Here is an 18,805-nt window from a genome sequence, read left to right as displayed (position 1 = left end):
GCGGACGATCCCGCCGCCGATCGTCGCGGACCTCCACCTTCGACCCGCTCCAGCGCTCAGCCATCGGCGAAGGGCAGCACTGCCACCGGGTGCGGGTCGTGCTCGGGCACGCCCTGCTCCAGCACGCCACCGACCGGCGACTCCAGCACCACCGGCGCCCCCGCCCGCGGGCTCCAGGTCAGCCGGACCGCGGCCCGCGAGCAGTTCAGCGCGTGGTGCAGCTCGCCGCCGCCGGGCTGGGCGTAGGGCCACGCCACCATCCGGTCGGGCGGGCAGTCGAGCTCGACCAGCAGCGACCCGTCGGCGGCCGGCAGCTCCAGCACCAGGTGGCCGGGCGACTGGGCCCGCACCCGCCCCGGACCGCGGCGGGCCGAGAGCGCCAGCGGGATCCGGCGGCCGTCGAGCTGGAGGGCGCCGACGCCGGCCCACGGCACGACGACCGGCCCGACCTTGATCCGGGCGACGGCGGCGTCGAACCACGCGTCGGGGCGGTCGCGGAAGCCGAGGCCGTTGAGCCACAGCCAGCGGTGCGCGTGCTCGCTGCCCCAGTTGTGGCCGAGCACGGCCGGCGCGTCGCGCAGCTCGATCGCGCGCTCGCCGACCCGGACCGTGCCGCTGACCGCCAGGCCGACCAGCGGCGAGGTGACCTTCGTCTTCGGCAGCGGCGCCCCGTAGAGCCGCTCGAACGGCAGGTGGCGGAGGCCGACCGGGTCGGCGGCGCCGAACCGGAGGTCCCAGGCGGCGTCGGTGATCGCCCCGCGGGCGCCCTCGGGACCGAGCGCCGATCCACCCTCCTCCGGACCGGCGTCCGGCCCGCCGCCGACGGTGATCCACGGCCCCTCCGGACCGCCCGGCCGCGGTCCCGGCCAGGTCCGCTTGCTGGCCTCCGGGGTGCCGTCGGCGTCCCAGACCACGCACCACGCCGAGCCCTGCTCGGCGCCCGGCCGGTCGCCCGGGCGGTGCTGGACGGTGTGGCGCAGCCAGACGGCCTCGCCGGTCGCCGGGTCGACCGCGCGCAGGAACAGCGACTCGTAGAAGGCCCGCGGCGGCGCGACGTCCGGCCAGCGGACCTGGAGCCCCGTGCTCATCGCCGCCGCCCGTGTCGCAGTCCCAGCCATGCCCACAAGGGATAGGTGGCGAAGGCGGCCGCCGCGATGACGTGTCCGGTAGGGCCGACCGCGCCGTCGTCGACCCGCAGCAGGCCGGAGTTGATCATCCAGTCGCGGCCGCTGCGGGCCCGGCAGAGCCGCCAGATCGGCCGCGTCCAGGGCCGGTTCAGGTAGAGCGGCACGCTGACCGCCAGGAAGCCGGCGACGGTGGCGGTGGCGACCACCTCGGCCGCGGCCGGGTCGTCGACCGCCTGGGCGGTGCGGCGGCCGGCCAGGTACAGGGCGGGTCCGTCGATCAGGAACGACATCCGGGCTCCTCAGGAGGTGGCGGCGACCGCGGCGCTGCGGGCGCCGGGCGGGACGGGATGGTCGAGCAGGTGGCGGGCCAGCCGCAGCGACAGCGCGACGATCGTCAGCTGCGGGTTGACGCCGACCGTGGCCGGCAGCGCGCTGCCGTCGCAGACGTGGACGCCGCCGGTCCCGCGGACCCGCAGGTCGGGGTCGAGCACGCCGTCGCGCGGGTCGGCGGACGGCCGCACGCTGCCGTGCGGGTGGAAGGCCATCAGCCGCAGCGAGGCCGCCGACAGCGGGTGCCGGTGGAGCGGCCGCAGGTCGCCGTCGCGCAGCGGCGGCAGCCCCGCGACCGGCAGCAGCACCTCGCGGGCGCCGGCCGCGAACCACAGCTCGACCAGCCGCTCGAGCCCGAAGGCGACCGCCTCGCGGTCGGCCGGGTGGAGGTCGTAGCGGACGACCGTGCGGCGCAGGCGACCGGCCCCGGCCTCGACCACGCGGCCGACCGGACGGTCGCGGATCATCATCCCGAACTGGGCCCAGCGGCGGTGGTCGAGCATCGCGCTGCGGTGGTCGTCGCCCCGCAGCGGCAGCGTGAAGGCCAGGTACTCGGGCGGGCCGCCGATCCCCTCCAGCATCACCCCGCGGCCGGCGAAGCAGTCGACGCCGTAGGACTGGGGGACGCCGTGGTGGACGTCCGGCAGCTCGTCATCGAAGCGGGCCGCGGCGGCGGTCGCGGGGTGGATCGCCAGGTGCCGGCCCAGGTGCGGGTTGCCGGCGGCCAGGCCGCTGCGCCGCAGCAGGCCGGGGGTCAGCAGCGCACCGGTCGCGATCACCACCCGCTCGGCCTCGATCCGCAGCCGGCTGCCGTCGGCGCCGCGGGCGTGGACGACGTTCGGGGCGCCGGCCTCGACCCGCAGCACCCGGGTCCGGTCGAGCAGCCGCGCGCCGGCGGCGAGCGCGTCGTCGATCCAGGCCAGACCGGGGTGGCGCTTGGCCCCGACCGGGCAGCCGAAGACGCAGCGGCCGCTGCCCTGGCAGCCGGGCGCGTTGCGCGGCAGCCACTCGCCGGGCCAGCCCATCGCGTCGGCGCCGCGCTTGGCCAGGTGGGCGTTGCGGCCGGCGACCTCGGGCGGGACCCGCTCGACGCCGAAGCCGGCGCTCGCCTCGTCCAGGTAGGGCGCCAGGGCCGCCGGCCGCAGCTGCTCCAGGCCCAGCTCGTCGGCCCAGCCGTCGAGGACCGCGTCGGGCGGCCGCAGGCAGGTGCCGGAGTTGATCGCGCTGGTGCCGCCGACCACCCGCCCGAGCGGGATCGGGATCGAGGGCGTGCCGAGCGCGACCGTCTGACCGCCGTCGCGGTAGAGCCGGGCGAAGGCGTCGATCGCGCGCGGCGCGGCGGTGGCCAGGTCGACCCGCGCGCCCTCCTCGACGATCGTCACGTCGAGCCCGGCCTCGGCCAGGCGGCAGGCGACGGGCGCCCCGCCCGGCCCGGTGCCGATCACGCAGACGGCGGTCCGGAGGGTGGTGCTCACGTCGGCTCCTTCGCGGCGTCCTGCTCGGCATCGACCCGGGCCAGCGCGGCGCGCACGGCGGGGTCGCTCCAGTAGGCCAGGACCGCCATCCGACCGAGCGCGTCGAGCGCGGCCTCGAGCGGGGGGACGATCCGGCCGAGGCGGTCGATCTGGGCCAGCCGCGCGGTCCGCGAGGCGGCGGCGAAGCCGACCCGCGGGGCGGCCAGCCGGCCCAGCAGCTCGAGCCCGACGAGCGCGATCCGGACCGCCAGCCGCTGGCCGGGCGGGGTCGCGGCCAGCCAGCGGCGGGCGTCGCCGCGGAGGCCGGTGCCGGTGGCGGCGGGCAGCGGGGCGGCCGGCGCGGCGAAGCTGTCGGCCAGCGCGGCGAAGGTCGCGCCCGAGCAGCGGCCGAGGCCGGCGGGGCGGGCGCCGGCGGGGCCCTCGCGGCGGCCGACGAGCGCCGCGGCGGCGCTGCGGAGGACGCTCGCGATCGGCAGGCTCATCGCCACAGCCCCTGCTCCTGGGCGACGGCGAGGGTGGTGGCGGCGGCCGCGGCCCGGTCGCCGTCGCCGTCCTCCAGCGCCTGGGCGAGCGCGGCGTAGGCCGGCTCCTGCGCGACCCGGTCGGCGACGATCCCCAGGAACAGCTCGCCGCGGGCCAGGTAGAGCTGGCGGATCGTGTTCAGGATCAGGACCAGCACCAGGTTGCCGCTGGCCTCGACCACCGCCGACCAGAACGCGAAGTCGAGCCGCTGGGCCTCGCGGTCGTCGGCCTCGCGCGGGACCGCCGCACCCAGCTCGACGACCCGCATGATCGCCGCCTCTCCCCCGCGCTCGGCGGCCAGCCGGGCGGCCTCGGTCAGCAGCAGCCGGCGGGCTTCGAGCAGGCCCAGCAGCAGCTCCGGATCGGGCCCCTCGGGCCGGACGGCGGCGTGGACCAGGACCTCGATCCCGGCCTCGCGCCAGTCGCGGACGACGGTCCCCTCGCCGTGGCGGACGCTGACCAGCCCCAGCGACTCGAGCCGCGTGATCGCGGTCCGCAGCGAGGCCAGGTTGACCCCGAACGACTCGGCCAGCGCGCGCTGGCCCGGCAGCGCCTCGCCGGGGGCGTAGCGGCCGCCGAGGATCCCCTCGACGAGCTCGCGGAAGACCTGGTCGGGAAGGAGATCGGCGCGCGCCACACGGCAACTGTTCCAGAGTTCGGAACTCTTGTCCAGTCGACCGTGGGGCGGGCGATCCCGCGCGCGTCAGACCCAGTCGAGGTCGAGCGTGCCGCCGAGGAACGTCGCCAGCCGCTCGGCCTCGCCCTCGGCCGCCGCCCGCAGCGGGCCGGCGAGCGGCGCGAACGGGACGATCTCGACCGCCAGCCGCTCGCCCGCGCGCTCGTGCTTCCAGGTCCCGACGATCCGGCCGTCGACCACCACCACCGGCGAGATCCAGCCCTGGGGCCGGAAGACCGCGCCGCGACGGTCGGGGTCGAGCGCCTCGGGCCGGTCGCGCGGGCCGGCGATCACGTGCGGGTCGAAGGCCGGCAGCAGCCGCAGCGCGCCGGTCGGCGCGGCCGCCTCCAGCGCCGGCCGGTCGGCGGCCAGGATCCAGCACGGCTCGCCGGCGACGTCGACCTGCTCGGCCTCGTCGCCGAGCGCGGCCAGCCAGCGCCCCGCCTGGGCCGCCGAGGGGGTGCCGAACCAGCGCGCCAGCGCCTCGCGCGGGGCCGGGCCGTAGCGGGTCAGGTAGTCGCGGGCGACCCAGGCGCTGGCCGCGGCGACCGTCTCCGGCGACGGGCCGTCGGGATCGCCGATGCCGGCCCAGTCGTCGACCCGCTCGGCCAGCCAGTCACGCGGGCGGACGAAGCGGACCGCGTTGCCGTCGCTCGGCGCGAAGCAGAGCTCGCCATGGAAGGCGGCCGGCTTCAGCAAGTCGCCGAAGCCGCCGCGCAGCTTGCCGTCGAGGCCGGCGATCCCGGTCCGCTCGGCGACGGCCGCCGCCAGCTGCTCGCGGGTCAGGGGACCGTCGGCGAGCGCCAGCGGGATCGCCGCGATCAGGGCCGCGGCCTCGTCGGCGGCGAGGCCGTGGTGACGCAGCCAGGCGCCGGTCTCGTAGCGCGGCTTCAGCGCCGCCTGAGCCGCGCACCAGCGGGGCAGGTCGGCCGCGCGAAGCAGGTGCAGGGTGCCGCGCTGCGACCAGGTCTTGACCAGCGTCCGCCGCTCCCACAGCCACCGCTCGACCTCGCCCCGCTCGAGCCCGTCGACCCGCGCCCAGAGCGACAGCTCGGCCGAGCCCAGCAGCTGCGCGTGGAGCCCGCAGACCTGGGCGACGACGTCGAGCGCCCGCGCCCGCGGGGCCCGCTCGGCGAGCTGCTGGCGCTGCGTCCGCCAGGCCAGGACGTGGGACCAATCGAGGGGTGACATCGGCGCGACCCTACCCGCGCCCGCGCGCGGCCGCCGAGGTGGCCGACGCCGCCCGCGGCGCGGCCGCGGAGGACTGGGCCCGGCGCGCGAACGCCCCCAGCTCGGCGACCGCGGCGGTCGCCTCGGGCAGCCAGCCGGCCCAGAGCTGGAAGACGTGGCCCTGGCCCTCCCAGACCTGCAGGTCGACCGTCACCCCGGCCGCCGCCAGCCGCTCGGCCATCCGCTCGCTGTCGCTGAGCAGGATCTCCAGCCCGCCGACCTGGATCAGCGCCGGCGGCAGCCCCGCGAGCGGGGCGTGGAGCGGCGAGATCAGCGGATCGCGCGGGTCGCCGTCGCCGACGCCGAGACGGGCGCAGCGGCGCAGGAACCCGAGCGGCATGAACGGATCGCGCCAGCGGTTGGCGGCCACCGACGGCCCGTCGAGCGCCAGGTCGAGCCACGGCGAGAGCGCCGCCACCGCGGCCGGCGCGGCCAGGCCCTCGGCGGCGGCCCGCAGCGCGGTCGCGAAGGCCAGGTTGCCGCCGGCCGAGTCGCCCATCACCACGATCCGCTCGGGCGCGACGCCGCGCTCCTCCTGCAGCCAGCGGTAGGCGGCCAGGCTCTCGTCGACCGGGGTCGGCAGCGGCGCCAGCGGCAGCAGCGTGTAGTCGACGGCCAGCACCGGGGCGCCCGCCTCGCGCGAGATCGCCGCCGCCAGCGCGCGGTGGGTGCGGGCCGAGCCGAAGACGAAGCCGCCGCCGTGGAGGTAGAGGATCGCCCGCGCGTCGTCGTCGACCCCGGGACCGTGGATCCAGGTCGCCCGCGGCTGGCCCGGCCCGGCCGCGACCACCTCGACCCGCGAGCCGCGCGCCACCCGTGGAATCCACGAGGCGGCGTCGGCCAGCCGCGCCAGCGCTCCGGCGCCGCGCGGCGTCAGCGGCCACAGCGCGCCCGGCACCTTGGCCCCGGCGCGGGTCGCGACGTTCACCAGCGGGGTCCGCCAGCCGCGGGCCGGACGGCGGGTCGTGGTCGCGGTCATCGCCGCAGCCTACTGTTCCGTAGGAAGCGGCGGCCGAGGGCTCGAACCGGGCCCGCCCGCCGCACGGCGGGGACGGCGCCCGGCCCCGCCGGACCGCCCTCTGTCAGGCTCGACGGTCGTGTCCACGATCGTCGTCAGCGACCTGGCCTACGCGCACCCCGGCGGCGACCTGCTGTTCTCGCAGGTCGACTTCCGCGTGCCCGCCGGCCGCCACGCGGCGCTGGTCGGGGCCAACGGCGTCGGCAAGAGCACCCTGCTGCGGGTCCTGGCCGGCCGGCTGCCGGCCGACGAGGGCGACGCCCGCGCGACCGGCGAGATCGCCTACATGCCGCAGGACGTCGGGCTGGCGACCGCCGACGACCGCGGCGAGGAGCTGTCCGTCCGCCAGCTGCTGCTGTCGGTGGCGCCGCCGGCCCTGGCCGCGGTCGGGGCGCGGATGGCCGCCGCCGAGCTGGAGACCACCGATCCCGACCCCGAGCGCGCCGCCGCCGCGGGGATGCGGTTCGCGGAGGAGATCGAGGCCTGGTCGTCGGGCGGCGGCTACCAGCTGGAGGGCGACTGGGACGCGGCCTGCCGGCGGGTGCTCGGCCTGGGCCTGCGCGACGTCGCCGAGCGGTCGGCCGCGACGCTCTCCGGCGGCGAGCGGAAGGGCCTGGTGCTGGAGCTGCTGCTGGCCGGCGACGCGCCGACGCTGCTGCTCGACGAGCCGGACAACTTCCTCGACCTGCCGGCCAAGCACCGGCTGGAGCAGGCGATCCGCGACAGCCGCAAGACGATCCTCTTCGTCAGCCACGACCGCGAGCTGCTGGCCCGCGCGTCGAACATGGTGGTGACGCTGGAGGGCTCCGGGGCCTGGGTCCACGGCTCCTCCTACGCCGACTACCCGGAGGCGCGCGAGGCCCGCAACGAACGGCTCGGCGACGCGCTCAAGCGCTGGCAGGAGGAGGAGCGGCGGCTGTTCCGCTACTTCAAGGACCTGAAGGTCAAGGCCCGCGTCAGCGAGGTGATGGCCCGCAAGGCCGAGGTCGCCGAGGCCCGCTGGGAGCGGTTCGTGGCCGCCGGCCCGCCGCCGCCCCCGGTGGTCGACCACGCGATCAAGGTCCGGTTGCGGGGCGGCGACTCGGCGCGGCGGGTGCTCGACCTGCGGGCGGTCCGGATCCCCGACCTGACCCGGCCGATCAGCGACGAGCTGCACGCCGGCGAGCGGGTCGGCCTGATCGGGCCCAACGGCTCGGGCAAGACCCACCTGCTGCGGCTGCTCGGCCAGGCGGCGGCGACCGTCGCCGGGGCCGGCGGCGATCCGGCCGACGTGCCGCCGACGGCGGAGCCCGCGACCGACGGCGGTTCGCGGGTGCCCTACGAGGGCCGGATCGTGGTCGGCCCGCGGGTCGTCCCGGGCGTCTTCACCCAGACCAACGTGCGGCCCGAGCTGGCCGACGGGTCGCTGCTCGAGGTGGTGATGCGGCGGCTGCCCGACCGCGCGAAGGCGATGGCCTCGCTGGCTCGCTACGGGCTGGTCGACGCCGCCGACCGCACCCACGACACGCTCTCCGGTGGTCAGAAGGCGCGGCTGGAGATCCTCTGCCTGGAGCTGGAGGGCTGCAACCTGCTGCTGCTCGACGAGCCGACCGACAACCTCGACATCGACTCCTGCGAGGCGCTGGAGCAGGCGCTGGAGGGGTTCGAGGGCACGATCGTGGCCGTCTCCCACGATCGCGCGTTCCTGCGCCGGCTCGACCGCTTCCTGCTGCTGGCCCACGACGGCTCGGTCCGGCCCTACCCCGATCCGGAGCGGGCGATCGACGCGCTGGCCGCCGGCGTCGGGTCGCGGTAGCCGGACCGGTCGCGGCGGCCCGACCGCGCGGTCGCGCGCCGTTTGGTACCGCCGGCACACCAAGCGGCGCGCCACCGAGGCGAACACCCGTTCTGGTCGACATCTTGCATTCCGTCGGCGGGCCGGATCAGCCTCTCCTCACGGCGACTGCGCAACCGGCGGTCGCGGGCAACGGGAGGAGAACCAGATGTCCACAGCCACCGCATTCACCACCGCAGCGACCGGCGTCCAGACCGCCGACGGCCCCGGACGCCAGCTCGCGCGCGAGCTGCTCCGCGCGCTCCGGATCGCGTTGATCCCGGGCGAGGCCGCGCACGAGCTGGCGCGGATCGACGGGGGACCAGGCCGGCCCCCCAACGACAACGGCCGCCCCGAGGGGCGGCCGCCGTGGAACTCTCGCCTGCGCGAAGCAGACGTGATTCAGCCGTGAGGCTGGATCACATCATGCCGCCCATGCCGCCCATGTCGGGCATGCCACCGCCGGCGGCCTCCTTCTCGGGGGCCTCGGCGACGATCGCCTCGGTGGTGAGGATGTTCTTGGCGATCGAGGCCGCGTTCTGCAGCGCCGAGCGGGTGACCTTGGCCGGGTCGACGACGCCGGCCTTGACCAGGTCCTCGAGCTCGCCCGTGGCGGCGTTGAGGCCGATCCCCGGGTTGGCGTTGCGGACGTCGTTGACGACGACCGAGGGCTCCAGACCGGCGTTGAAGCTGATCTGACGGAGCGGCTCCTCCAGCGAGCGCAGCACGATCTTCGCGCCGGTCGCCTCATCGTCCTCGAGGCCCGAGGCGTCGACCTTCAGGCCGGCCTGCAGCAGCGCCACGCCGCCGCCCGGGACGATGCCCTCCTCGAGCGCCGCGCGGGTCGCCTGCAGGGCGTCCTCGACCCGGTGCTTCTTCTCCTTCAGCTCCGTCTCGGTGGCGGCGCCGACCTTGACGACGGCGACGCCGCCGGACAGCTTCGCCAGCCGCTCCTGGAGCTTCTCGCGGTCGAAGTCCGAGTCGGTGTTCTCGACCTCGGTCTTGATCTGGTTGATGCGGCCCTTGATGGCCTCGCCGTCACCGGCGCCGTCGACGATCGTCGTGTTGTCCTTGGCCACGACGACGCGGCGGGCGCGACCCAGCTGGTTGATCTGGGTGTTCTCGATCTTCAGGCCGAGGTCCTCGGTGATGACCTCGCCGCCGGTCAGGATGGCGATGTCCTCGAGGATCCGCTTGCGGCGGTCGCCGAAGCCCGGGGCCTTGACGGCGACGCCGGTGAAGGTGCCGCGGAGCTTGTTGACGACCAGGGTCGCCAGGGCCTCGCCCTCGACGTCCTCGGCGATGATCAGGATCGGCTTGCCGGCCTGGATGACCTGCTCCAGGACGGGCAGCACGTCGCGGACGGCGCCGATCTTGGAGTTGGCGATGAGGATGTAGGGATCCTCGAGCACGGCCTCCATGCGGTCCTGGTCGGTGACCATGTAGGGCGAGACGTAGCCCTTGTCGAACTGCATGCCCTCGGTGAACTCGAGGTCGATGCCGAAGGTCTGGCCCTCCTCGACGTTCACGACGCCGTCCTTGCCGACCTTGTCGATCGCGTCGGCGATGACGTCGCCGATCTCCGGGTCGCGCGAGGAGATGGTCGCCACGCGGGCGATCTCGTCCTTGCCGGCGATCTCGGTCGACTGGTCGGCGATCGCGGCCACGATCTGCTCGACGGCCTTCTCGATGCCGCGCTTGAGCGCCAGCGGGTTCGCGCCCGCCGTGACGTTCTTCAGACCCTGCTTGACGATCGCCTGGGCCAGGACCGTGGCGGTCGTGGTGCCGTCGCCGGCGACGTCGTTGGTCGCGGTGGCGACCTCGCGGACGAGCTGCGCGCCCTGGTTCTCGAAGACGTCCTCGACCTCGATCTCGCGGGCGATGGTGACGCCGTCGTTCGTGATCGTCGGAGCGCCGAACTTCTTGTCGAGGACGACGTAGCGACCCTTCGGGCCGAGCGTGACCTTGACGGCGTTGGCGACCGCGTCGACGCCGGCCTCGAGCGCCTTGCGGGCGTCGCTGTCGAACTTCAGTTCCTTGTGTGCCATGTCAGTGGCTCCTTGTTCTCAGCTCGGGAAGCTCGCGGCGTCAGCCGGCGATCTTGGCCAGGACGTCGCTCTCGCGGAGGACGAGGAGGTCCTCGCCGTCCACCTTGATCTCGGTGCCGCCGTACTTCGAGTACAGGACCTTGTCGCCCACGGCGACGTCGAGCGGGATCCGCTTCTCGCCGTCCTCGTCCCAACGGCCGTCGCCGGCGGCGAGGACCTCGCCCTTCTGGGGCTTCTCCTTGGCGGTGTCGGGCAGGACCAGGCCGCTGGCGGTGGTCTGCTCCTCCTCGATGGCACGGACGATCAGGCGATCGCCGAGCGGCTTGAGATCGATGGACATGCGTTCCCTCCGTGGGAGCTGCTTGCGATTCGGACTGCTGTCGGCACTCTCACGCCGAGAGTGCCAACGAGGAACCGCAGTGTAGCTCACGGCGGGCGGCCGTCAAGCCGTTGTTGGCACTCTCGCAACAAGAGTGCCAAAAGGGCCTGCTCAGGGCGGGCGGATCAGCGCAGGGCGCGCGTCGCCAGCAGATCGTGGGACAGGTCGTCCTGGACCACCGGCCCGCCCCGCAACCAGGAGACCCCGGACGGGCCCGCACCGTCGGGCAGGGGAAGCCGCCGCACGCTGGCCCCGCCGTCCGTCGTCAGGAAGAGGTTCCCGTAGGCCGCGATCAGGCCCCGCCGGCGGCCCTGGAACGCCAACAGCGCGGGCCGTTCGGATGCTTCGACGCTCGGCGAGATCGGCAGCCGCGGCCCTCGCCGGAAGCGCGTTCCCGCGCCGGCCGAGCGCCAGACGCGTCGGCGGGCGACGGCGACGACCGAACGAGCTCCCGCGACCGTCAGCGACTCGAGGCCGCCCAGGCGTCCGCGGACCGCGCTCCAGCGACGGCCACCGTCGAGCGACTGACGCAGACGACCGTCCCCGTCGCCCGCCAGCGCGATCCGGCCGCTCGCCGCGAGCACTCGCGGTCGAAACCCGGCGAGGGGCCCGCGGACGCGAAGCAGCCGATCGCCGGACAGGCGGCGGATCCCGGCCGTTCCTGCGATCAACGGAGCCCGATCGGCGACCGCCATCGCCGACACCTGGCCGGGGACGCGCACGAGGAACCGCCATCGTCCCTGCGAGGCTCGCCACAGGCGCCCGTCGTCGCCGAGCACCAGCAGGGCGCCGTCGACCGCTGCGACGCGCAGTGGGTTCAACCCCGAAGGCAGCGGCAGCCGCGTCCAGACTCCCCGCCGGCGCGCGACCCACAGCACCGCGTCCCGCACGTAAGCAGCAAGCCGGCCGTCGCCCCGATTCTCGGCCGCCGTGCGCCCCCCGATCAGCTCTTGCCGTGCGCCGCCCGCCCCGTCGCGGCGAACCAGCACCGGCCGATCGCCACCAGCCTCGAAGAGGAACTCCGGCGCGGTGCCTGCGTGCAAGGCCGACGGGCCGCACGCATACGGCGTAGCGACGACGTCGCGGACCAGGAAGCACTGCGCCTCGGCCGTCCCACCGATCGCGAACAGCGCCGAGCCGTCGGCCTGGGCGCGGATCGCCGTGACGAAGCTGCCGCTGAGGTCCCGGCCAGCAGCCGCGTCCAGGGGGACCCGGGTGAACGAGCGCCCACCATCGGCGGAGACCAGCGCCGCGCCGGAGGTCGTCCCGGCGACGACGTGGCGTCCGCCTGGCGCGGCCAAGACCGGACCGCGCGCCCGCGTCGCCACCGCCACCTCCGACGGCACCTTGCCGAGCGGCGGTGCCGGAGGAAGCGGGATCGTGCTCCACGTCTGGCCGGCGTCCTCCGAGCGCCGCAGCGGTCCTCCATCGCCGGACTGCGCGCCGATCGCCAGGAACTGCCGCCCGCCGACCGCGACCGGCGCGACGAGCCGCTGCTCGCGGGCGACGACCGACCAACGGCGCCCGCGGTCCTCCGACCGCCAGACGCAACCGCCGTCGGTCGACGTCACCCGCAAGCCGACGCCGTCCTCGTCGAAGGCGACCGGCGCCGCGGCCACCCAATCGTCGCCGCACGGCGTCGGGTCGACCCGACGCCAGCTGCGACCGCCGTTGGTCGACCGCAGCAGCGCCCCGGTCGACCCCCTGCGTGGCTCGATCGGGACCACGACCGTCGTCGGTCCCGAGAAGGTCGCGGGACCGACTTCCGCCACCGTCGGGAAGCGCCCGCTCGTCATCCCCTCCGGCCCGAGGGTCAGGAATCCGGCGGTGGTCTCGCGGTTCGGGTCGGGCTCCAACCGCTCCGGGTCGCGGTAGATCGCGACGACCCGCTCCCCCGCCGCCGCCAGCCCGAGCGGCGATCCGATCCCCGGAGGCGGTCCGACGCGAAACCACGACTCTGCTGCCGGGACCGCGGCCGTGGACACGGACGCCGGGGCGAGCGCCGCCAGCAGCAACGCGACGACGCTCGGCGTTCGCCACCCGCCCGTCATCGGGACGCCACCAGCCAGCGGCTGCGAGCTCCGAGCACGGTCCGCTCATCGCCCACGACCCCCGGAGTCCGCGCCTGCAGCAGCCGATCGCGCGCGGTCCGCAGCAGGATCGAGCCCGAGAAGCGGCCGCGCTCGTCGGTGCGCAAGGCGTCGACCGCCTGGTGCCGGCGGATCCCCAATCGCGTCGACGCCGCGACCACGTCGACCACCGTCCCGGCGGGCACGTCGCTGACGGTCCCGCTGATCTCGGCGAACCTGACGCCGCGCGCCCACCGCGTTCCGCCCCGCAACCGCAGCGTCACGCGCGGACGGGCGGCGCTGTCGAGCAGCCGACGAGCCACGATCGGCACTTGGAATGGTCCCGACTCGAGGACCGCACCGCCGCGCGCGGCAAGAAGCCGCTCGCCGCCGGGCACCAACGGCACCGGCGTGAGCGTCCTGCCGCCGTCGCGCGTCACCGACCGCCCGACGACCCCGGACCGCGGCGTCGAGAAGGCGAGTCCGCCTTCGTCGAATCCGGACTGGAGCAGATCGAGGCGGTTCCGCAGACGGAACCGGCGGCCGCCGTCGTGCGAGACGTAGAGCCCCGAACGGTCGGTGCGATAGACCGTCCGCGCGTCGACGATCTGCAGCGCGTCGGTCGACCGCGCGCTGGCGATCCGTCGGAAGCTGCGCCCGCCGTCGGTCGATCGCAGCAGCCCGCCGAGGTCCTTGGTTCGGCTCCCCTCGCGATCGCGCACCGGTGCCCAGGCCAGCACCAAGGGGCCACGCGCAGCGAGCGACCATTCCGCCCCCGCCGACACCGACGCCACTCGCCGCCCACCGATGTGGACGCTCCCGTCGTCGCCCACCCGGACGACTCGCCGCGTCCCCTCCGGCGTCCGTCGCAGCAACCCCCCGTATCCGACGACGATCTCCGCCGGTCCGCTCGTCGCGACCGCCGTCGGCTCGAGCGTCGACGCGTCCCAGGAGGTCCAGCGACCGTCGCGCTGGCGCCAAACGCGACCGTCCTTGGTCAGGCCGATGGCACCGCCCGGTGCCGCCTGCATGAGGACCAAGGGGTTGGGGGACGGCGGCCGCAAGACGCTGTGCCACGTCAACCCGTCGGCCGTCAGGTCGATCCGCTCCCCGACTCGCCGCGCCAGCTGCGGAGGCGGCGCCCGCAGCCACTCGCCGTCGTCGAGCAGCGGCAGGTCGTCGTAGCTGCGGCCGAGGTCCCGAGACCGCACCGTGGCGCCTGGACCGCTCGTCCGCAGGCCAACGACCGTGCCGTCGCCGGTCGCCACGGCCTGCAGCGGCAGGCCGGGCCGCGGGTCCCCGAAGGTCGACCCATCGAACGTCGCCGCGACTCGCTCGCCGGCGCGCGCGGGATCGTCGTACCCCACAAGGCACTGGCGTCGTGCATCGCAAACCACGCGGGGAGCGCTGCCCGGCGTCGTGACGCGGCGGGCGTTCGCGAGGTCCGGGTCGGCCATGACCAGTGTCTTGTCGACGGTGAAGAGCAGCGATCCGCCGGGGCCTTCCTCCGGCGGGGTGATCGCACCGTCGTGGGGGAACGACGTGGTGGACGTCACCGGCAGTCGCGCCGCCGTCCAGGTCGCGCCGCCGTCGACCGACCGCTCGATCAGGACGGTGTTGCCCCCGAAGGCCGACTCTCCGACGCGGGCCAGCACCGCTCGGACGTAGGCACCGTCGCCGGTTGCCGCCACCCACTGGGGAGCGACACGCGGCTGCGGCGGCGGCGGGCCCGGATCGGATGTCCGTGGCGCTGTCCGGGATGACGGCGCGTCCTCCGGGGCCTGGAGGACGGACCAGGTGCGGCCGCCGTCGGAGGTCGCGATCACGCCGGGCCCGGTCTGCTTGGCCAGCGGGACCGCTACCCCGTAGGCGACCGGCGCGCTGCTGGTCAGCATGATGCCGTGACGATCGTCGACGAAGGCCGGGGCCGTGTTGCCGGCCGGGCAGGCGGAAGCCGGAATCGACGCTCTCGTCCAGTGGCCGCCGAGGTCGTCGGAGGTCGCGACCTGGCACCTTCCCGTAACGACGAGCCGGCCCGACGCGAGGATCAACGGACGCGGCGGCGGGGCCCAGGAGCCGTACTCGATCGCGACGGGCGCCTGGCCGACGACGGTCCGATGCCCATCGGTCGCAGCGAAGGAGGTCCCGCTGCCGAACAGGACGCGGTCGTCACGAGCGGCCAAGCCCTGCGCCCGGTCGGCGCCGGCGGCGGAGACCGCCGGCCGGCCGAGCGCCGTCCACCCACGCCACGGCGTCTCGACCTCGTCCCCCGCTGCGACGCCGCACCACCCGATCGCCGCGATGACGGTGATCGCTCCCGCTGCTCGTGAACGCACGACGCTCCTCGTCGACGGGGCCACCACACGTGACCGATGCCCTCAGAACACGACGACTTCCCTGGAGTTGCGGCGGCGCCCGTGGACGCCGTCGGCGGGCGGCTAGTTCTGCGCCCCGCCGATGCCCAGCCGCGCGTCGGTGTAGCCGGGCGGCTGGCTGACGATCTGGCTGAAGCGGACGACGGTGACGATGTCGTCCTGGGTGACCGTGCGGCCGTAGATCTGCTCCAGGAAGTGGATCAGCTCGTCGTGGCGGCGGAACTCGGGGTTGTCGTGCTCGATGTCGCGCGGCGAGAGGTCGCGGACGCGCTTGACGTCGACCGCGTCGATCACGGCCTCGAAGATCTTCTCGCGGGGGGAGAACTGGTAGCCGATCGTCACCAGCACCGCCTGGTTCTTGCGGTACTTGTGCGACTTGTCCCCCAGGCGGATCGTGGCCGTCTTGCGCCCCCGCTTGAGCTGGTCGGCGAAGATCCGGGAGTAGAAGTTCAAGACCTGCATCGGCCCATGCACCCTAACGGCCGCCCGTCGTGCGGGCCAATGCCTCGGCCACCATCTTGCGATCGCCGGGGAAGCTGAGCTCCTCCAGCGCCTCGCGCAGCGGCATCCAGCGGGCGTCCGAGACCTCGACCCCGTCCGGCGTCGGCTCGCCGTCCTCGTGGCTGCAGAGGTAGATCCGGACGGTCTTGCGGATCCGCTTGCCGTCGCGCTGGTACCAGTAGACGATCTCGCCCAGCCGCTCGCGGACCCGGGCCGTGACGCCGGTCTCCTCGAAGATCTCGCGCAGGGCCGCGGTCGGTGGGTCCTCGCCCAGCTCGGGATGGCCCTTCGGCAGCGCGACCACCCGCCGGTTGTCCGGCCGCAGCGGCTCGATCACGATGCACTGGCCGTCGCGCACGACCACGCCGCCGCAGGAGAACTCGCGCTCGGTCGGGCTGCGCGCCGCCGCCGGCCCGCCGCCGCGGCCCCGCCGCCGCCGGCGCGCCGAGCGCGACCCGCCACCGGGGCTGGACCCGGCCTTGCCGCCGGGCTTCCCGGGGCTGCCCTTGCCCCGGCCGCGTCCGCGGCTCATCTAGTAGACGTAGCGGCTCAGCGCCGCCGGATCGTGGACGGTGATCCGCCCACGACCCTGGGCCAGGACGTGAGCCCGCTCGAGCACGGCGAGGAAGCGGCTGGCCGACTCGCGCGAGCTGCCCGCCAGCTGCGCGATGTCCGCCTGGGTGATCCGCACCTCGACGTCCTGCTCGCCGGCCCCCTCGGACTGCGCCTGGCGGACCAGCTCGGCCAGGACTCCCGCGACCCGCGACTGGACCGTCTGGAACGACTGCCGGGTGAGCCGCTCGTTGGCCTCGCGCAGCCGCCGGCCGAGCGCGATCACGAGCTTGGCGGAGATCTCCGGGTGCTCGCGCATCAGCCGCCGCATGTCGGTGGCCAGGATCGCCAGCGCCTGGACCCGGTCGAGCGCCTCGACGGTCGCCGAGCGGGTCTCGGTGTCGAACATCGCCAGCTCGCCGAAGATGTCGCCGGAGCCGAAGTGGGCGAGCGTGATCGCGCGGCCGTCGGCGTGGTGGCGGACGGCGCGGCAGTGGCCCTCGCGGACGACGTAGCAGGTGTCCGAGCGGTCGCCCTCGCGGAAGATCACCTGCTGCGGCTGGAAGCGACGGGGCACGGCGACCTCGGCGACGCGACGCAGCTCCTCGGCGCCCATCGTCTCGAAGACCGGCACCCGGGCGAGCAGCTCGAGCGTCGGGTCAGCATCTCGTACCTGCTCGGCCGCGCCCACCAGAGGGAAATACCACACCGGCCGGTCGGTCGGGGGACGATCAGGGCCGGCGGACGACCGCCGCGCGACGCGCCGGGGGCCGGGCCGCTGCGGCCCGGCCCCCGTCCCGCGGACGCTCGCGGCGCGGCTCAGGCGGCGTCGACCAGCTGGTCGGCGGCCGCCGCCCGGCGGCGCCGGCGGAGGGCCAGCGCGGCGCCCGCGACCAGCCCCAGCGGGACCAGGATCACGCCGGCGATCAGCAGCACGCCGCCGGCGACCTCGACCACCCGGCCGGCGTCGTCGAGCGCGTCGCCGATCCCCCAGCGGCCGTCCTCGGCCGCCGGCAGCGCGATCGCGTCGTCGCCGCTGGTGACCAGCGCCAGCCGGATCCGCGAGGTGTCGGTCTGGCGCCGCAGCACCCGCTGACGGCCCTCCAGCCGCGCGATCCGCGAGCTGAGCAGGTTCAGCTCGCGCCGCAGGGCCGCCCGCCGCTGCGGGCTCGTGGCCGCCGCCAGCTGGCGGCGGACCGACTGCCGGTCGGCGCGGACGTCGGCCAGCTGGTCGGCCAGCGAGACCGCCTGCGAGGTGACGTCCTGGGTCGAGCGGTCGAGCCGCACCAGCCGCCCGATCCGCGACAGCTGGGCGACCGTCGCGTCGAGCCGGGCGGTCGGGACCACCACCTGGAAGCTGGCGCCGGCGTCGCTGCCGCGCTCGCGGACCTGGGAGTCGGCCAGGTAGCCGCCCGCGCCCTCGACGATCGAGGTCACGCGGTTGGTCGCCCGCCCGACCTGGTCGCGCCCGACGCGGACCACCTGGTCGACGTCACGCACGACGACGCGGTCACGAGCCAGCTCTCCGCTGGTCGCGCCGGAGTCGGGGGCGACGGTCGTCGGCGCGCTCTGGCGCTCGATCGTCGGGCTCGCCTCGGTGGTGGCCGCACCGCCGCGGCCGGCGTCGTCGCCGGTCTCGCCGGCCGACGAGGAACCGGCGGCGCCGCCCTCGCCGTCGAGCGACTTGCCGGGCGCGGGCGCAGGCACCGTCGCGGCGCCGCGATCCATCGCCTGGGTGCTGAGCGCGGTCGTGTCGCTCGACCCGCCGTCGCCGCCCCCGAGCGCGACCACGGCCACCGGCACCACCAGCGCGGTCGCCGCCATCACGGCCAGCGCCGGCCGCCAGGAGGCCATCCGCGACGGACGGCGGCGGACGGCCGACGACCCGGCCCCGCCCTCCGAGGAGGACGGGGCCGGGTGCAGCGCGCGCTCGACGCGCTCGTCGAGGCGACCGCGGGCCGCCGGGTCGAGCGCCGGCTTGGCGGCGGCGACGTCGGCGACCAGCGCCGCCAGCTCACGATCGGCGTCGGGGTCGCCGGCGAGGGCGGCCTCGAGCGCCTCGAGCTCGTCGCGGATCTCGGGATCCAGCTGGGACTCACGACCCCACATGGCAGGCCTCCCTCAGGCGGGTCAGGACACGGTGCAAACGGCTGCCGGCGTTGCTGGCGGAGATCCCCAGGACCTTCGCGATCTCGGCGTTCGAGAGGCCGGCGTGGAACTTCAGGGCGACCAGCTCGCGGTCGCGGCCCGGCAGCGCGGCGATCGCCTGCGCGACCGCGGCCTGGCGGCGGGCGGCCTCGTCCTCGGCCGCCAGTCGGTCGGCCGGGTCGGGCAGGCGCTCGTCGACCGGGTCGTGGGTCAGCTCGGCGGTCCGGCCGCTCCGCCGCAGCTCGTCGATCGCGGCGTTGCGGGCGATCCCGAAGATCCAGGCCCGGGGGGAACCGCGGCGCGCGTCGAACCGTCGTTGGCGGGCGACCGCGCGCTCGAAGGCGACGGCGACCACCTCCTCGGCCAGGACCGGATCGCGCACGACCGTCCGCACGTAGGCGTACAGGTCGTCCGCGCAGGCGCGGTAGAGCGCCTCGACGTCCATGGCTCTCGGGCGGGTGACGGGTGCGGCGAGCGTCGCGGTGGCTGTCTCGCTCATGGGGACACTACGGGCCACCCCGCGGTCCGTCACGGAATTCGTC

The 18,805-nt window shown here is 75.6% G+C and carries 18 protein-coding genes; 2 read left to right on the top strand and 16 right to left on the bottom strand.

The genetic code is table 11. The features are described 5' to 3' along the window. Positions 1 to 56: 56 nt before the first annotated feature. The 7 genes from SH587_RS01845 to SH587_RS01815 form a co-directional block, all read right to left on the bottom strand. Positions 57 to 1,088 (bottom strand): hypothetical protein, encoded by a 1,032-nt coding sequence (locus tag SH587_RS01845; RefSeq protein WP_320668844.1) that lies wholly within the window; start codon positions 1,086 to 1,088, stop codon positions 57 to 59. Beyond that, positions 1,085 to 1,417 (bottom strand): hypothetical protein, encoded by a 333-nt coding sequence (locus SH587_RS01840; RefSeq protein WP_320668843.1) that lies wholly within the window; start codon positions 1,415 to 1,417, stop codon positions 1,085 to 1,087. Before SH587_RS01840 ends, SH587_RS01845 begins: the two co-directional genes overlap by 4 nt. A 9-nt stretch (positions 1,418 to 1,426) precedes the next feature. Beyond that, the gene (locus tag SH587_RS01835; protein ID WP_320668842.1) at positions 1,427 to 2,932 is read right to left on the bottom strand and encodes a GMC family oxidoreductase N-terminal domain-containing protein; all 1,506 of its coding nucleotides are present in this window, start codon (positions 2,930 to 2,932) and stop codon (positions 1,427 to 1,429) included. Next, entirely contained in the window at positions 2,929 to 3,414 is a 486-nt protein-coding gene (locus tag SH587_RS01830; protein WP_320668841.1) for a hypothetical protein, read from the bottom strand. The genes SH587_RS01835 and SH587_RS01830 overlap by 4 nt, the downstream gene beginning before the upstream one ends. Beyond that, positions 3,411 to 4,091, bottom strand: coding sequence for a FadR/GntR family transcriptional regulator (locus tag SH587_RS01825; protein WP_320668840.1), 681 nt, complete (start codon positions 4,089 to 4,091; stop codon positions 3,411 to 3,413). The genes SH587_RS01830 and SH587_RS01825 overlap by 4 nt, the downstream gene beginning before the upstream one ends. Positions 4,092 to 4,157: 66 nt before the next feature. Next, on the bottom strand, positions 4,158 to 5,321 hold the full coding sequence (locus tag SH587_RS01820) for a winged helix DNA-binding domain-containing protein (protein WP_320668839.1): 1,164 nt from the start codon (positions 5,319 to 5,321) through the stop codon (positions 4,158 to 4,160). A 10-nt stretch (positions 5,322 to 5,331) separates the two neighbouring features. Further along, positions 5,332 to 6,339, bottom strand: a complete 1,008-nt coding sequence (locus SH587_RS01815) for an alpha/beta hydrolase (protein WP_320668838.1) — start codon at positions 6,337 to 6,339, stop codon at positions 5,332 to 5,334. A 118-nt stretch (positions 6,340 to 6,457) separates the two neighbouring features. On the opposite strand from SH587_RS01815, the gene SH587_RS01810 reads away from it, so the two are divergent. Together SH587_RS01810 and SH587_RS01805 are read left to right on the top strand one after the other, a co-directional pair. Continuing rightward, positions 6,458 to 8,173 carry an ATP-binding cassette domain-containing protein gene (locus SH587_RS01810; RefSeq protein WP_320668837.1) on the top strand — a complete coding sequence of 572 codons (1,716 nt, stop codon included), beginning with the start codon at positions 6,458 to 6,460 and terminating at the stop codon, positions 8,171 to 8,173. Positions 8,174 to 8,360: 187 nt separating this feature from the next. Next, positions 8,361 to 8,603 carry a hypothetical protein gene (locus tag SH587_RS01805; protein ID WP_320668836.1) on the top strand — a complete coding sequence of 81 codons (243 nt, stop codon included), beginning with the start codon at positions 8,361 to 8,363 and terminating at the stop codon, positions 8,601 to 8,603. Positions 8,604 to 8,610: 7 nt separating this feature from the next. Here SH587_RS01805 and groL read toward each other — a convergent pair whose 3' ends face one another. From groL to SH587_RS01760, 9 genes are all read right to left on the bottom strand, one after another. Beyond that, entirely contained in the window at positions 8,611 to 10,239 is a 1,629-nt protein-coding gene (groL, locus tag SH587_RS01800; RefSeq protein WP_320668835.1) for a chaperonin GroEL, read from the bottom strand. Positions 10,240 to 10,279: 40 nt separating this feature from the next. Further along, positions 10,280 to 10,579 (bottom strand): co-chaperone GroES, encoded by a 300-nt coding sequence (gene groES / locus SH587_RS01795; protein ID WP_320668834.1) that lies wholly within the window; start codon positions 10,577 to 10,579, stop codon positions 10,280 to 10,282. Between the two features lie 164 nt (positions 10,580 to 10,743). Next, a complete protein-coding gene (locus SH587_RS01790) occupies positions 10,744 to 12,237 on the bottom strand; it encodes a WD40/YVTN/BNR-like repeat-containing protein (RefSeq protein WP_320668833.1) in 1,494 nt (497 codons plus the stop codon). A gap of 428 nt (positions 12,238 to 12,665) precedes the next feature. Next, entirely contained in the window at positions 12,666 to 14,342 is a 1,677-nt protein-coding gene (locus SH587_RS01785) for a WD40/YVTN/BNR-like repeat-containing protein (RefSeq protein ID WP_320668832.1), read from the bottom strand. Positions 14,343 to 15,125: 783 nt separating this feature from the next. Further along, positions 15,126 to 15,524: an ASCH domain-containing protein gene (locus SH587_RS01780; protein WP_320668831.1), complete on the bottom strand. Its 399-nt coding sequence runs from the start codon at positions 15,522 to 15,524 to the stop codon at positions 15,126 to 15,128. Between the two features lie 13 nt (positions 15,525 to 15,537). Continuing rightward, a complete protein-coding gene (locus SH587_RS01775; RefSeq protein ID WP_320668830.1) occupies positions 15,538 to 16,095 on the bottom strand; it encodes an NUDIX hydrolase in 558 nt (185 codons plus the stop codon). After that, complete coding sequence (locus SH587_RS01770; protein WP_320668829.1) at positions 16,096 to 16,806, bottom strand: Crp/Fnr family transcriptional regulator; 711 nt, start codon at positions 16,804 to 16,806, stop codon at positions 16,096 to 16,098. It abuts the gene before it with no gap. A gap of 128 nt (positions 16,807 to 16,934) precedes the next feature. Then, positions 16,935 to 18,224, bottom strand: a complete 1,290-nt coding sequence (locus SH587_RS01765) for a DUF4349 domain-containing protein (RefSeq protein WP_320668828.1) — start codon at positions 18,222 to 18,224, stop codon at positions 16,935 to 16,937. Beyond that, the gene (locus SH587_RS01760; protein ID WP_320668827.1) at positions 18,211 to 18,762 is read right to left on the bottom strand and encodes an RNA polymerase sigma factor; all 552 of its coding nucleotides are present in this window, start codon (positions 18,760 to 18,762) and stop codon (positions 18,211 to 18,213) included. Before SH587_RS01760 ends, SH587_RS01765 begins: the two co-directional genes overlap by 14 nt. Between the last annotated feature and the right edge of the window lie 43 nt (positions 18,763 to 18,805).

This window comes from Patulibacter defluvii (assembly GCF_034096925.1).
GTDB classification, from domain to species: domain Bacteria; phylum Actinomycetota; class Thermoleophilia; order Solirubrobacterales; family Solirubrobacteraceae; genus Patulibacter; species Patulibacter defluvii.
Note: the sequence above shows the minus strand (reverse complement) of the source record. Positions and strands in the feature narration are given on the sequence as shown.

Bases quoted from the DNA above. Each gene is read 5' to 3' on its own strand.
- SH587_RS01845 (WP_320668844.1), bottom strand. From the start codon at position 1,088: ATGAGCACGGGGCTCCAGGTCCGCTGGCCGGACGTCGCGCCGCCGCGG.
- SH587_RS01840 (WP_320668843.1), bottom strand. From the start codon at position 1,417: ATGTCGTTCCTGATCGACGGACCCGCCCTGTACCTGGCCGGCCGCCGC.
- SH587_RS01830 (WP_320668841.1), bottom strand. From the start codon at position 3,414: ATGAGCCTGCCGATCGCGAGCGTCCTCCGCAGCGCCGCCGCGGCGCTC.
- SH587_RS01820 (WP_320668839.1), bottom strand. From the start codon at position 5,321: ATGTCACCCCTCGATTGGTCCCACGTCCTGGCCTGGCGGACGCAGCGC.
- SH587_RS01815 (WP_320668838.1), bottom strand. From the start codon at position 6,339: ATGACCGCGACCACGACCCGCCGTCCGGCCCGCGGCTGGCGGACCCCG.
- SH587_RS01805 (WP_320668836.1), top strand. From the start codon at position 8,361: ATGTCCACAGCCACCGCATTCACCACCGCAGCGACCGGCGTCCAGACC.
- groL (WP_320668835.1), bottom strand. From the start codon at position 10,239: ATGGCACACAAGGAACTGAAGTTCGACAGCGACGCCCGCAAGGCGCTC.
- groES (WP_320668834.1), bottom strand. From the start codon at position 10,579: ATGTCCATCGATCTCAAGCCGCTCGGCGATCGCCTGATCGTCCGTGCC.
- SH587_RS01780 (WP_320668831.1), bottom strand. From the start codon at position 15,524: ATGCAGGTCTTGAACTTCTACTCCCGGATCTTCGCCGACCAGCTCAAG.
- SH587_RS01775 (WP_320668830.1), bottom strand. From the start codon at position 16,095: ATGAGCCGCGGACGCGGCCGGGGCAAGGGCAGCCCCGGGAAGCCCGGC.
- SH587_RS01765 (WP_320668828.1), bottom strand. From the start codon at position 18,224: ATGTGGGGTCGTGAGTCCCAGCTGGATCCCGAGATCCGCGACGAGCTC.
- SH587_RS01760 (WP_320668827.1), bottom strand. From the start codon at position 18,762: ATGAGCGAGACAGCCACCGCGACGCTCGCCGCACCCGTCACCCGCCCG.